Raw genomic sequence first — 13344 nt, 5'->3', positions numbered from 1 at the left:
CCGACGGTTTCACAGACCTCGCTCAGACCCGGACCCGCAAGGTGAGCAGCTTCGGGGGTCAGCAGCCCGGCCTTGGCCAGAGAGATCTGGGAGCACCCGGTCTGAACGACGAGAACGTCGTTTCGGATTAATTCCTTGACCATTTCGACATGGACCCAGTCGTGCTTTACCCGCGGGTTTGTGCAACCGACAACACCGGCGACGCCGCGGATCCGGCCGTTGATGATGTTGTCGTTCAACGGCGTGTAGGAGCCTCGGAAACTGCCGCCCAGCATATAGTTGATGTATTCGTGGGAGAAGCCGTGGATGCCCATGTTGCGCATTTTCGGGATCTCAATCGGCCGGGTACGTCCCTTGAAACGGCTGATGGCCTTGATGACCAGTTCGTCGGTGCACTCGCTGGGTCGGTCCTCATGGAACTGCATGTGGGTAGCACCCTCTATGTGACACCGGTAGTTGGTGGTGAAAAGCGGCGTGTCGTAGCATTCGGCGACCTTGGCCAGCCCCTGCTTGATACACTGCACGTCCACGACCATGGCGTCGACGGCGCCGGTGACCAGAATGGCCTCGGTGGACATGAAGTTGCCGGCATGGGGAACGCCGTGGCGGGACATCATTTCCGCGCCCGAACAGCACATGCCGACCAGGTTGATGCCCTTGGCGCCGGCATCCTTGGCCGCCTGGATCAGGGTCGGCTCGTTGACGGAAACGAGCATGGATTCGAACATGTTGGGTTCGTGACCGTGGACGATGACGTTGACATGGTCCTCCTTGAGGACGCCCATGTTGACCTCTACCGCCACCGGCTTGGGGGTGCCGAAGAGGATGTCGGAAATCTCGGTGGCCACCATGGAGCCGCCCCAACCATCGGACAAGGCCGTCCGGCTGCATTGTTTGTTGATATTTTCATAGTGCTGGTCGACGCCCATGTGGGTCCGATGCATCAGCTCCATGATTTCTCGCATGGCGCCCCTCGGGACCATGTCATGTTTACGCCAGAGCTCCAGGGTTTTTTTCGGAACGCGTTTGGCAAAAGGAATCTCGCCCTCCACCTGAGTGTAGGTTCTTTCGAGCTCGGCGTAGAGGTCTTTGGCGATATCCTCGGGGGTGCGACCCTCGATCTCAATGTCGATGGACTGGGCTACCTGCTCCAGCTTCTGGACGTCTTTGATGCGATAATCCGTAATATGACCGTTGACGACCTCCCGGAATACGTCCAGCATACCCATACCGTGGTCAGTGTGGGCGGCAGCGCCGGAGGCAACCATTCGGGCGAAGTTTCGGGCCATGATGGTGTCGATGGTCGCGCCGCAGACGCCGACCTTGCTGTAGGGATCCTTGGCGTTCAAGCGGCAGGGGCCCATGGAGCAGTGCTTGCAACAGGCGGAGTCCGCACCGATGGGGCAGGCCTTCATGGATATCGCCCGATCAAAGGCGGTCTCGACGCCGTCACGCCGGGCCTTCTCCAGCATCTGAACCGTAGCGTCGCAAATGGTGAGGTCTCGCAGATTGACGGGTGCCTCGATGGTTTTGGAAATTTTTTTCTCTGCCATGTTTTCTCCCTTCGTGGAAAGATTATGTTTGGTTGAAAAGCCGATACGCGGGGCTGAACCGCGCTTTTTAAACTTGTCAGGCAAAATCCGGCACTGTGTATGCGCTTTTTCGGGATGCTGTCATCCATAGCATTGAACGCCATGGAGGGATTGTCGCACTTATATGATTATATGGGATATTTTTGATGATTACAGGCACTTGATTCTTAATAGTAATTGTTACTAATTAATTTAGAGGAAAGCGTCGGCCTTGTCAATCAAAATTTTAACAAAATTCAGGCGGGATAGACCCGACGTGTGGCGATCCTTCGGCATTGGGGTTGACAGTCCCGGGCATGTGTTGGATAACCCATCGCAAAATTTTACAGAGGGGAACATCCACGACAATCTCGTGCGGATATTTGGGAACCCATGGAAACGCTGAACCGATATTTCGTCGAACGGACCGACGACCTTCTTGCCGCAGGGGCGGGATTGTTGCTCACTGCCGCCTACCCCGATGTCGATTTGGACTGGATCGCATGGGCGGCGTTGGTGCCGTTGCTGACGGCACTGAAGGGCGCCTCCGTCCGGACCGCTTTCCGTCGAGGAATGGTGACGGGAATGGTCCATTACCTGACCCTGATTTACTGGTTGGTCCACACCATGCGGACCTACGGCGGGCTGCCCTGGTACCTCGCCGTTCCGCCGCTGTTCCTTCTTTCCGCCTATCTGTCCCTCTATATCGGCGTCTTCGCCGCGGCGTTAGCGAGGATTCCGGGAGTCGCCCCGGCCATGGCGGCGGCTCCGATGCTCTGGACAGGGCTGGAATATCTCCGTGCCTCTCTTCTGTCCGGGTTTCCATGGGAACTTTTAGGGTATTCCCAATATCGGCATTTGCATCTTATCCAGATTTCCGATATATCAGGTGTGTATGGGGTCTCTTTCCTGGTGGTGATGGGGAATGCCGTTCTTTTTCTATCGTTCGCCGCATTGACCCGGCGTCCATGGCAGGGACGACCGATAAGGGGGCGCCATGTCCTGAGCGGTCTCGCGGCTGTTCTCACAGCCGTCGTCGGGGTGTGGGGGTACGGCGTTTTTCGCCTTCAGGCCACAGGACAGGCCGTGGCCGCGGCACCGACACTCCGGGCTGCCGTTGTTCAGGGCAACATCGACCAGATGATTAAATGGGATCCGGCCTTTCAGGAGCAGACCGTCGAGAAATACCTGATCCTATCCCGAAGCATCACTCCAAAGGCGGATCTCGTGGTCTGGCCCGAAACCGCCGTTCCCTTTTATTTTCTGAACGAGCCGAAGCTGACCGAACGCGTTGTCCGGGGCGTCCGGGAGAGCGGCGCTTATTACGTCATCGGCAGTCCGGCCTTCGAACAGATAAACGGTGATATCGCCTATTACAACAGTGCCTACCTCATTTCACCCGACGGTCGGCCGACGGGGCGATACGACAAGGTGCATCTCGTGCCCTTTGGGGAATATGTGCCGCTTAGGCAATGGTTGCCGTTTGTCCGAAAACTGGTGGCTCATGTGGGTGATTTCAAGACCGGAGAAATGGGAAAAACGCTTGTTGTGGAGGGCGCCGGAAGACTGTTTCCGGCGGCGGATCGATCCGACATCAGGATCGGAATCCTGATCTGTTACGAAATCATTTTTTCGGACCTGGCTCGAGCCGCCGCAAAAAACGATGCGGGGATTCTGGTCAACGTCACCAATGATGCATGGTACGGCCGCAGCAGCGCACCCTATCAGCATTTCTCCATGGCGGTTTTCCGGGCGGTGGAAAACCGACGGGCGCTGATTCGATCGGCCAACACCGGCATCAGCGGATTCGTGGATCCTACGGGGCGGATCGGCGGTATGACGCCGCTCTTTGTCGATGCCGTTCTGGCGCAGAATCTGCCGGTACTGTCCGAAAAAACTGTTTACACCCGAACGGGAGACTGGTTTGCGGCGACCTGTCTCGGGATTACCTTAATAACGATAATGAGGGAAATTTTCAGGAGGAAAAAACATGAACGTTGAAATGAAACAGACGATCAGGGATATGCACGCCAAACTCGGACAGTTAAGAGGGTATCTTTGACCTGGCGGGAAAGGAGAGACGCCTCGCGGAAATTGAAAAGATCAGCGCGGCTCAAGGGTTTTGGGAGCATCCCGAGGAAAGCAAGCTGATTTTGAAGGAACGCACCTCCATCGCCCACAAGGTCGATGAATACAGAAAGCTCGTTCAGGATCTGGAGGACGGGGAGTTGCTCCTGGACATGGCTCTGGAAGAAAACGATGCGGGGGTCGAGGCCGAAGCGGCGCGGGACATCCTCGCCCTTGAAAATCGGATCAAAAGATTTTCCCTGGACCTCATGCTTGACGGTGAGAACGATGAGAACAGCGCCATCGTTTCCATCAATGCCGGCGCCGGCGGAACCGAAGCTCAGGATTGGGCGGAGATGCTGTTTCGAATGTACGCCAGGTGGGTGGAGCGGAAAGGCTACAAGAGTGAAATCATCGATCTGCAACCCGGGGACGAAGCCGGCATCAAAAGTGTCACGTTTACGGCCGAGGGGCGCTATGCTTATGGGTATCTCAGGTCCGAAAAGGGGATCCATCGATTGGTGAGGATTTCACCTTTCAATGCCGGGGGAAAGCGACATACCTCGTTTGCCTCGGTATTTGTTTTTCCGGAACTGGACAATGAGATTGTCGTCGATATCGATGAGAAGGATCTCCGGGTGGATGTCTACCGGGCGAGCGGCGCCGGAGGACAGCATGTCAACAAGACCAGCAGCGCCGTCAGGCTGACACACCTGCCTACGGGGATCGTGGTGCAGTGTCAGCAGGAAAAATCCCAGCATCGCAATAAGGATCTGGCCATGAAGGTCCTGCGCTCCCGCCTCTATGAATTCGAAAAACGGAAACAGGATGAAAAAATCCAGGAGATGACCGCCGGAAAGGACGACATCGCATGGGGCAACCAGATTCGTTCCTATGTACTCCATCCCTACCAGATGGTGAAGGATCACCGAATCGGACTGGATGTCGGTAACGTGAACAGCGTCCTCGATGGGGATATCGACGAGTTCATCGAAGGCGTCCTCCTGGCCCGTAAATCCTGAGGGAGGTGCACCTCGCCGTAAATTTCGGCGGGGTGAACCGACTGAAGCAAGTCTCCCGGGAACCATGAATCCTTATGATGTGATCTCCGAGTTTTACAGGCCGGGATCGGGGCTCTACCGGACCCTGGTCCGCCACGGTGAACAGGTCGCCGCCAAGGCCGTGACCGTGGCCCGAGGCCTGACCGACCAGCGTCCCGACACGGCCTTCATCGAAGCAGCGGCCCTGCTCCACGATATCGGCATTTTCATGACCTGGGCTCCCGGAATCGGTTGTCGGGGGATCCACCCCTATGTCTGTCATGGGGTTTTTGGGCGGGAGCTCCTTGAACACAAGGGGCTCTTCCGCCATGCCGGGGTATGCGAGCGTCATGTCGGGGTGGGCATCACTGTTGACGACATTATCCGGCAGTTCCTTCCCCTTCCCCGAAGGGATATGCGCCCTATTACCCTTGAAGAACAGATCATCGCCTATGCCGACAAATTTTACAGCAAAGGGAACGCCGCTGAAAAGCCGATGACGACGATTCTTGGGGACTTGGCCCGATTCGGGGCTGAAAAGACGGCGATCTTCTGTTCCTGGGCCGTTCGATTTGAGGGTTATGATCCCGCGGACCTGGAAGCGATGTTGCCTATTGGGCCGTCACGCGATTCCTGATGGTGCCGATACCCTCGATGCGGCATTCCACGATGTCGCCGTCCGCAAGGGTTATCGGCGGATCTCTGAAAATGCCGACACCGGAAGGGGTGCCCGTCGAGACGATGTCTCCGGGAATGAGGGTGATGTCCCGGCTGACGTAATCGATGATTGAAGGAATATCGAAGATCATGTCCCGGGTGGTTCCGGTCTGCATAACGCGACCGTTTACCCATGTTTCGAGTCGAAGATCGTTGACGTCCGAAAGCTCGTCGGGCGTCACGACAGCCGGGCCCAGGGGGGCGAAGGTATCGAAGGATTTCCCGCGGAACCACTGCCCGTCTCCGAATTGTGCCTCCCGTCCTGAAATGTCGTTCATCACGGCGAACCCCGCGATATGCTCGAAGGCGCGACGCCGATCGATCCGTTTTCCGGTCTTCCCGATGATGACGGCCAATTCTACCTCCCAGTCAATCTGACCGCTGGAGGCCGGCAGAAGGATGACGTCGGCCGGTCCGGTAAGGCTGCTCGGGGCCTTGGCGAACAGGAGTGGTGCGGTAGGGGGCTCGAATCCGCCTTCCCGGGCGTGTTCAAGGTAATTTTTGCCCAGACAGATGATCTTTGACGGACGATGAACCGGTGGGCCGAGTCGGACCGCCATCGTCTCGCCGGGCGCCGAGAGGGCTGCTGCCTTCTTGAGCCAATCCCCGACAAAAAAATCTTCCCCGATGTCGGGGATATCCGGGAAGTGTTTACGCAGGTCGACGATCCTTCCGGCCTTCAGAAGACCGGGTCTTTCCATTCCGGCATCGCCAAAGCGTATCAGTCGCATTCCGCTGCTCCTTTACCCATAATCCGGTTCCGTTCGTCACGGCGGCCGTCCCGGTAGCGCTTTTCGGCATACCAATCAACCTGTCGGATCAGACCCCGAATGATGCTGACCTCCCGGGCCCGCGCCTGGATACGCGTAAAGAACTGGCGCAGATGGTGCATCCAGTAGTCCGGGTTTTCGGGGTTGATGTAGCTGATCCGGATGAGGATATCCCTGAGCTGGTCGAGCATGGCGTCCAACTCGCGCCGCTGGGCCATGCGCGGGGTGAAGGCCGGTTTTGACGGGACACAGGCGTTGAAAAGCTCGTAACACATGATCATGACCGCCTGGGCCAGATTCAGGGAAGAAAACTCGGCAGTGGGGATATGAACGAGTTCGTGGCACAGCCGAAGCTCCTCGTTGGACAACCCTCGGTCCTCTCGCCCGAAGACGACGGCCACCTGGTTCTCCTGGGAAATTGAGACGATTTTCTTGGCCGTGGCGTCGGGTTTTCCGGTGCGACGTTGCCCTCCCAGGCGTGCGGTGGTGCCGATAACGTAATGAAACGATTCGAGAGCCGCCTTCAGATCGGTTTGGCGCTGGATGGCCGCTACTGTATCCAGACAGCCGTGGGTGGCCATTTTCCGAATTTTTTCGAGATCGTAATCCCGGGGGTCAACGACGATAAGCCTGTCGATGCCCATGTTTCTCATAGCCCGGACCGCAGCCCCGATATTTTCGGGATACCGGGGCTGGTTCAGGACGATGGTGATGTTTTTCAGCTTGACGGTTTCGGTCATCCGCCGACGATTTCGAATTGGTTGAAAAAATAAGCGATCTCGAAAGCGGCTGTTTCGGGGGCGTCGGATCCGTGAACCACGTTTTTCTCGATGTCCGTGGCAAAATCCCTTCGGATGGTCCCTTCCGCGGCATCCTTGAAGTTGGTGGCGCCCATCAGTTCGCGGTTTCTGGCAATGACGTTGTCGCCCTCGAGGACCATGACCACGGCCGGCCCCGAACTCATAAACGTCGTGAGGCTGTCGAAAAACGGGCGTTCCCGGTGAACAGCGTAAAATCCTTCGGCCTGCGTCCGGGTCATATGAACCATCTTCATGGCGACGATGCGGATGCCCGCCGATTCAAAGCGCTTGACGACCTCTCCGATCAGTCCCCTGGCCACTCCGTCGGGCTTGATGATGGATAAAGTTCTTTCAGTCATGACGTAGCGATTCCTTTCATGGGTTGTAAGTTCCATGGTCCCATATCAGAAGGCGGATGGCAAGTCAACCGACAACAAAAGCTTTTACTTTATATAAAAATCAAGATGTTATGTTAAGTCCCGGATGGGAGGGAAGCCCCAGGGCGGCATCTGAAAACGGCCGTCGTGAAAAGATAGCGTTATAATTTGACAAGTTTCCTATATGATAACAAGATTTTGGATCAAAATAACGAACGACTTGGGGCGGTATTAAAATGCCGTTTGCATTGCCTGAGACAATTGTGATAGAAACTTTTTTTAACGCCGGATCATGATTTTGGACGGTAATATCACTTGCCTGCGTATGATGGAACCAACACCCCACGCACCGCCCTGCCTGAAAACGGTCGGAAAGTCTATCATCCGGTCTGAAAACATCACTTCTCGGTTCGATCCGATACGGTCGCATTGGGCGCCGCGGTAGAACCGTGAGAATCGTCGGATAACAATTATGCAGGATATAACGAAAAATCATGCCGAGGATGTCTCGCCTGAAGGTCATATTGATAAGATAACCTTTTCGGATATTGAGACGTCCCGTCAACTTTTCGGGGAGCACAACCGAAATCTTCTGAGGGTCGCGGCCGGAACGGACTGCCGTATTCATGCCAGGGGGAACACGGTTTTCATCGAGGGGGATCCAATATCGACGGATCTCGCCCGGAACATCCTCCAGCAACTCTACGATCTTCTGAAAAACGGATACCCCGTTTATGCCAACGATATCGATTACGCCGTCAGTCTGCTGAGTCGTGACGACCGGACCCGCCTGAAGGATATCTTCATGGATACGGTCTATGTCACTTCCAAGAAGCGTTCCATCACGCCGAAGAGTCCGTCTCAGAAAGCTTATATCGATGCTATGCGACAGTTCGACATTGTTTTCGGCATCGGACCCGCCGGTACCGGAAAAACCTATCTCGCCATGGCCATGGCGGTGGCGGCCCTGTCAAAAGGTACCGTCAACCGGATCATTCTCACCCGCCCCGCCGTCGAGGCCGGGGAGACTTTAGGGTTTCTTCCGGGAGATCTTACAGACAAGGTGGACCCTTACCTCCGCCCGCTTTATGATGCCCTTCATGATATGATGCGATTTGAAAAGGCCTCCAAACTGATGGAACAAGGCGTCATCGAGGTGGCCCCTATCGCCTTCATGCGCGGCCGAACTCTCAACGATTCCTTTATTATTCTCGACGAGGCTCAAAACACGACCTCCGAGCAAATGAAAATGTTTCTGACCCGCATCGGATTCAGTTCGAAAGCGGTGATAACCGGAGACGTCACCCAGGTAGATCTGCCGCCTAACCGGACATCGGGACTGATTGAGGCCCGGGATATTCTCCAGGACATCAAGGGCATCCAGTTTGTATTTTTTTCCAAGGCCGACGTGGTGCGGCACCGCCTGGTGCAGGACGTCATCGATGCCTATGAAAAGCTGGACGAGATGAAACGGAAGGAAAAATGAATATCGAAAAAGGCAAGATTCGGTTGTTATCGATATTGGAGAACACCGGACCTGTCAAATGGCTCCTTTTGGTTTTGGTGACAACGGTTTTCACCCTGGTTCTCTACCCCAACACCATCATCCGAAGACATGACTATGCCCTGGGAGACGTGGCCGAACGGGATATCAAGGCCCCGCGTGATTTTCTCATCGAGGACCTGTCCGGTACGGAAAAGAAACGACGGCAGGCCGAGGAGTCCGTACTGACGGTATATGATCATAACACCATACTGATCGACACCCTTCGGGACAATGTGACAGGTGCCTTCTCCATGATGCATACCTCCGGGGCGGATGCCGATGCGACCGACGTGTCCGATGAAGATGCAAGCGGTGTCGACATCGATGGGGCATCGACAGCAGGTGATCATCGCCGGGTTCGGGCCCGGAGGGATGCTTTCGAAAAAAAACTCGGTATCAGTGTCAGTGCCGGAGCGTTCACCATTCTCGAAAAAGAGGCGTTCTCTTTGGAAATACCGACGTTGATCCTGGGGATTCTTGAACGGATTCTCGCAAAAGGGGTGGTTTCGAACAAGGAGTTGCTTCTCAAGGATGCCGAGCGGGGCATCCGCCTGCGGGTTGTCGACTCGCATGAGGAAAAGACCATCCACAATCTGGAGCAATTCTATGGACTGGACCAGGCCAAGGCCATGGTCAGAATCGTGGGCAAACCGTTGATGGAGAGTCTCAACTACACCTCCGCCAATCTTGTCGTCGATTTCACCCAACGGCTGATTCAGCCTAATATCACTCTGAACCGACGGGAAACTGAAGATCGGAAAGCGGCGGCGGCGGCGGCCGTGAAACCGATTTTTTACAAGATCAAGGCCGGGGAGATGTTGCTGCGCGAAGGAGAGCGGGTGACCGAGATGCAACTGCTGAAGCTGAAAAACCTACGGCAGCAGAGTCGTCTCGAGAAGGGATATGTCCGCAGCCTCGGCGGGCTGATTCTGATCCTGTCCATGCTGATCATTGTCTATTTCATCCAGACCCGGCATCCTGGAAACGGGATGTTGTCCAGTAACAAGGCGATCTTGTTTCTGTCGGTGATGCTGATCATTTTCTTTTTATTGCCCAATGTCTCCGAGATTCTGTTCAAAGCCGTGACCCGGAACACCCCGATCCTGATTTCCGACGACACTCTTTTCGCCGGGATCCCCATGGCGGCGGGCGCCATGACGGTTTGCCTCTTTTTGCGGTTCGGGACGGCCATCTCCTTTGCCGCGGTGCTGTCGGCCTGTGCTGCGGTTATGTTCCAAGGGCGGTTCGAGGTGTTTCTCTATTTCTTTCTGAGCGGCGTCATGGGCGCCTACTGGATGCAGAACTGCCGGGAGCGAAAGGTGTTCATCAAGGCGGGTATCCGGCTGGGATTTCTGAACGTGCTTCTTGTCACCGGAGCGGCCGTTTACATTCGGGGCGTGCCCGGTTTTGATATTCTGTGGGATTGGGTTCTGGCCCTTCTCTCCGGTATAGCGGCGGGCATTATCACCGCCGGTATTGTCCCCATGCTGGAGATGGCCTTCGGTTACACGACGGATATCACGCTGATGGAATTGGCGAATCTGGAGCAACCCATCCTCCGGCGCTTGATGATGGAAGCCCCGGGAACCTATCACCACTCGGTGGTCGTGGGTTCCATGGTCGAGGCGGCGGCGGCGGAAATCGGCGCCAATCCGATTCTGGCCAAGGTCTGCGGTTATTATCATGATATCGGCAAAATTAACAAGCCATTATATTTCATAGAAAATCAAATGCGCTGTGAAAATCGGCACGATAAGCTCGCACCGTCCATGTCGAGCCTGATCCTGATCTCTCATGTCAAGGAAGGGGTCGAACTGGCTAAAAAACACAAACTGGGACGGGAAATCATGACTGCCATCCAGCAGCATCACGGCACCAGCCTGATCCGCTTTTTCTATGACAAGGCCGTCAAGTTGCGGGGCGAACAAGCGGTCAAGATGGAAAATTTCCGATACCCGGGGCCCAAGCCCGAAACGCGGGAGATTGGCCTGGTGATGCTGGCCGATGTGGTTGAAGCGGCCTCCAGAACCCTGGAGAATCCTAATCCATCGCGAATCCAAGGTCTTGTCCAGAGTCTCATCAACAAGATTTTTTCAGACGGTCAGTTGGATTACTGTGAACTGACACTGAAGGATCTTCACAGCATTGCCAAAAGCTTCAACAAGATTCTCAACGGGATTCATCATCATCGCATCGAATATCCCGAAAAAAGCGCTGCAAAAGACGATAAGGAAAACCATGAGCGTACTGATCACCAACAACCAAAGTCGGTTCAACGTTTCCCGGGAAAACCTAAGGAAGACGGCGCAGACCATCTTAAACGCCTTGGGCTGTGAGAATGCCGAACTTTCGATTCTGATCGTTGACGATATCCAGATGGCCGAATACCACCGCGACTACCTCAACCGGGAAGGTCCCACCAACGTCATTGCTTTCGCCATGCAGGAGGGGGAATTCGCTCACGTGGCGCCCTATCTGCTCGGGGATGTCGTCATCTCCCTGGATACCGCCAACCGGGAGGCTGCGGAGATGGGTATCCATGTGATGGAGCGGTTTGACGAACTCCTGATCCATGGGATTCTCCACTTGGTGGGATACGACCATGAGCGGAGCGAAGCGGAGGAGCGCCGCATGGCAGAGAAAAGCGCGGTTCTGGCATCCCTGCTCCGGAAAGCGGGGAACGAATGAGTCGGTTTGAGGTCATCCTGATATCCCACTCTCCCGAAGAAACCCAAACCCTGGGCCGAGAGATCGGTTTGAGGGTCCGCCCCGGCACCGTCATCGCCCTCTTCGGCGATCTGGGCAGTGGGAAAACGGCCCTGGTTCAGGGATTGGCTCGCGGGATAGGCGTACCCGAGGACGAGGTCGTCACCAGCCCCACCTATACGCTGATCAATGAATATTCGGGACGGCACCCCTTCTATCACATCGATCTCTATCGTCTGGACAGCACGGTGGATTTCGAGGAGATCGGTCTCGAAGAAGCCCTTTACGGAGAAGGCGTCGCGGCAGTCGAGTGGGCGGAGCGGCTCCATAATGAAGCTCTTTCGGAGCACCTCGACGTTCACCTTTACCTGGATTCCGCCGACCCTGATCGGCGTAGGATCCGGCTGATGGCCTACGGGTCTGAAACGGTCAACTTGTTAAGAGATCTGAAAAATATTTTGAAGGAGAAATAATGGGGGTAATTGTACAGAAATTCGGGGGGACATCGGTTGCGGACACCGAGCGCATTCGAAACGTCGCAAAGCGGGTCGCCAAAACCTATGACGCGGGCCACGATGTGGTTGTCATCCTTTCTGCCATGGCGGGCGTGACGGATCAGCTCATCTCCATGGCCTCGACGATTTGCGAGCGGCCGGAAAAACGAGAAATGGACGTGCTCCTCGCCACCGGCGAACAGACAACCGCAGCTCTCCTCGCCATGACATTGATTTCCATGAAATATCCGGCCCGATCCCTGATGGGGTTTCAGGCCGAGGTCCGGACGGACTGCGCCTTCGGTAATGCCAGGATTCTGGATATCCATGCCGATCGCATCGAGGTGTTGCTTCGACAGCGAAATATCGTCGTCATCGCCGGTTTTCAGGGGCACGATTGCGAGGGAAACATCACGACTCTGGGTCGGGGCGGCAGCGATACATCCGCGGTGGCTATAGCCGCCGCTATCAAGGCGGATGTCTGCGAGATCTACACGGATGTGGATGGGGTATATACGACGGATCCGAACATCTGCAGCAAGGCTCGGAAAATCAAGAGCATCGCCTATGATGAAATGCTCGAGATGGCCAGCCTCGGGGCAAAGGTCCTTCAGATTCGCTCTGTGGAATTTGCTAAGAAATACAATGTCCCCATACATGTTCGTTCATCATTTTCGCAAGAGGAGGGTACGATGGTTTGGAGTGAGGAAGCCGACATGGAGCGCCTTTTAGTGTCCGGAATCACCTGCAGCAAAAACGATGCCAGGATCATGGTAAAAGGGGTGCCGGATCAGCCCGGAATGGCCGCCAAAGTGCTGGCCCCCATTGCCGAGGCCGGCATCGTTGTGGACATGATCATCCAATCCTCTCCCAAGAACGGCACCAATGACATCGCGTTTACCGTGCCCCGTACGGAATACAAGGCCGCTATGGAAATCGAACAGCGTGTAGTCGAGGCCATCGGCGCCGAGGGTGTCTACGGGGACGAGAGCATCGCCAAGGTTTCGGTGGTGGGCATCGGGATGAAGAGCCATTCGGGGGTAGCGGCAAAGATGTTTTCGACGTTGGCTGCCGAGAATATCAACATCCGCATGATCAGTACATCCGAGATCCATATCTCCTGCGTGATAATGGAAAAATACGCCGAACTGGCGGTTCGGGCCCTTCACACGGCATTCGGGCTGGACAGCGATCTTTAACGGGTGCGGCGTTTCACACCCGACCAGTTGCTCGCGGTGATGGCGCTGGCGTCGGTT

At 55.6% G+C, this 13344-nt stretch carries 12 protein-coding genes; 8 read left to right on the top strand and 4 right to left on the bottom strand.

The features are described 5' to 3' along the window. The coding region (gene cooS / locus AB7S84_RS03535) for an anaerobic carbon-monoxide dehydrogenase catalytic subunit (RefSeq protein ID WP_428152947.1) at positions 1–1553 on the bottom strand (1553 nt) is incomplete at its 3' end. 411 nt (positions 1554–1964) lie between these two features. On the opposite strand from cooS, the gene lnt reads away from it, so the two are divergent. From lnt to AB7S84_RS03520, 3 genes are all read left to right on the top strand, one after another. After that, positions 1965–3572, top strand: coding sequence for an apolipoprotein N-acyltransferase (gene lnt / locus AB7S84_RS03530; RefSeq protein WP_428152944.1), 1608 nt, complete (start codon positions 1965–1967; stop codon positions 3570–3572). Further along, positions 3562–4660, top strand: a protein-coding gene (prfB, locus tag AB7S84_RS03525) for a peptide chain release factor 2 (protein ID WP_428152942.1) whose coding sequence is annotated in 2 segments (ribosomal slippage) — positions 3562–3630 and positions 3632–4660 — 1098 coding nt in all. Because the reading frame shifts where the segments join, the coding sequence is not laid out codon by codon here. The genes lnt and prfB overlap by 11 nt, the downstream gene beginning before the upstream one ends. 64 nt (positions 4661–4724) lie before the next feature. Continuing rightward, positions 4725–5315 carry an HD domain-containing protein gene (locus AB7S84_RS03520; RefSeq protein ID WP_428152939.1) on the top strand — a complete coding sequence of 197 codons (591 nt, stop codon included), beginning with the start codon at positions 4725–4727 and terminating at the stop codon, positions 5313–5315. Here AB7S84_RS03520 and AB7S84_RS03515 read toward each other — a convergent pair. From AB7S84_RS03515 to ndk, 3 genes are read right to left on the bottom strand one after another with little or no spacing between them, the layout of a single operon-like run. Next, positions 5290–6126 carry a fumarylacetoacetate hydrolase family protein gene (locus AB7S84_RS03515; RefSeq protein ID WP_428152937.1) on the bottom strand — a complete coding sequence of 279 codons (837 nt, stop codon included), beginning with the start codon at positions 6124–6126 and terminating at the stop codon, positions 5290–5292. The two genes, AB7S84_RS03520 and AB7S84_RS03515, sit on opposite strands and share 26 nt — an antisense overlap. Then, a complete protein-coding gene (locus AB7S84_RS03510; protein WP_428152936.1) occupies positions 6117–6905 on the bottom strand; it encodes an RNA methyltransferase in 789 nt (262 codons plus the stop codon). Before AB7S84_RS03510 ends, AB7S84_RS03515 begins: the two co-directional genes overlap by 10 nt. Next, positions 6902–7324 (bottom strand): nucleoside-diphosphate kinase, encoded by a 423-nt coding sequence (ndk, locus tag AB7S84_RS03505; protein ID WP_020876865.1) that lies wholly within the window; start codon positions 7322–7324, stop codon positions 6902–6904. The genes AB7S84_RS03510 and ndk overlap by 4 nt, the downstream gene beginning before the upstream one ends. A 490-nt stretch (positions 7325–7814) precedes the next feature. Between ndk and AB7S84_RS03500 the strand changes: the two genes are divergently transcribed. From AB7S84_RS03500 to AB7S84_RS03480, 5 genes are read left to right on the top strand one after another with little or no spacing between them, the layout of a single operon-like run. Then, the gene (locus AB7S84_RS03500; protein WP_020876866.1) at positions 7815–8828 is read left to right on the top strand and encodes a PhoH family protein; all 1014 of its coding nucleotides are present in this window, start codon (positions 7815–7817) and stop codon (positions 8826–8828) included. Next, positions 8825–11224: an HD family phosphohydrolase gene (locus AB7S84_RS03495; RefSeq protein ID WP_428152933.1), complete on the top strand. Its 2400-nt coding sequence runs from the start codon at positions 8825–8827 to the stop codon at positions 11222–11224. The genes AB7S84_RS03500 and AB7S84_RS03495 overlap by 4 nt, the downstream gene beginning before the upstream one ends. After that, positions 11127–11576, top strand: a complete 450-nt coding sequence (ybeY, locus tag AB7S84_RS03490; RefSeq protein WP_078081201.1) for an rRNA maturation RNase YbeY — start codon at positions 11127–11129, stop codon at positions 11574–11576. Before AB7S84_RS03495 ends, ybeY begins: the two co-directional genes overlap by 98 nt. Continuing rightward, on the top strand, positions 11573–12067 hold the full coding sequence (gene tsaE / locus AB7S84_RS03485) for a tRNA (adenosine(37)-N6)-threonylcarbamoyltransferase complex ATPase subunit type 1 TsaE (RefSeq protein ID WP_020876869.1): 495 nt from the start codon (positions 11573–11575) through the stop codon (positions 12065–12067). Before ybeY ends, tsaE begins: the two co-directional genes overlap by 4 nt. Next, the gene (locus AB7S84_RS03480; protein ID WP_428152930.1) at positions 12067–13287 is read left to right on the top strand and encodes an aspartate kinase; all 1221 of its coding nucleotides are present in this window, start codon (positions 12067–12069) and stop codon (positions 13285–13287) included. The genes tsaE and AB7S84_RS03480 overlap by 1 nt, the downstream gene beginning before the upstream one ends. Positions 13288–13344: the final 57 nt, after the last annotated feature.

This window comes from Desulfococcus sp. (assembly GCF_050178255.1).
Taxonomy (GTDB): Bacteria; Desulfobacterota; Desulfobacteria; order Desulfobacterales; family Desulfococcaceae; genus Desulfococcus; species Desulfococcus multivorans.
Note: the sequence above shows the minus strand (reverse complement) of the source record. Positions and strands in the feature narration are given on the sequence as shown.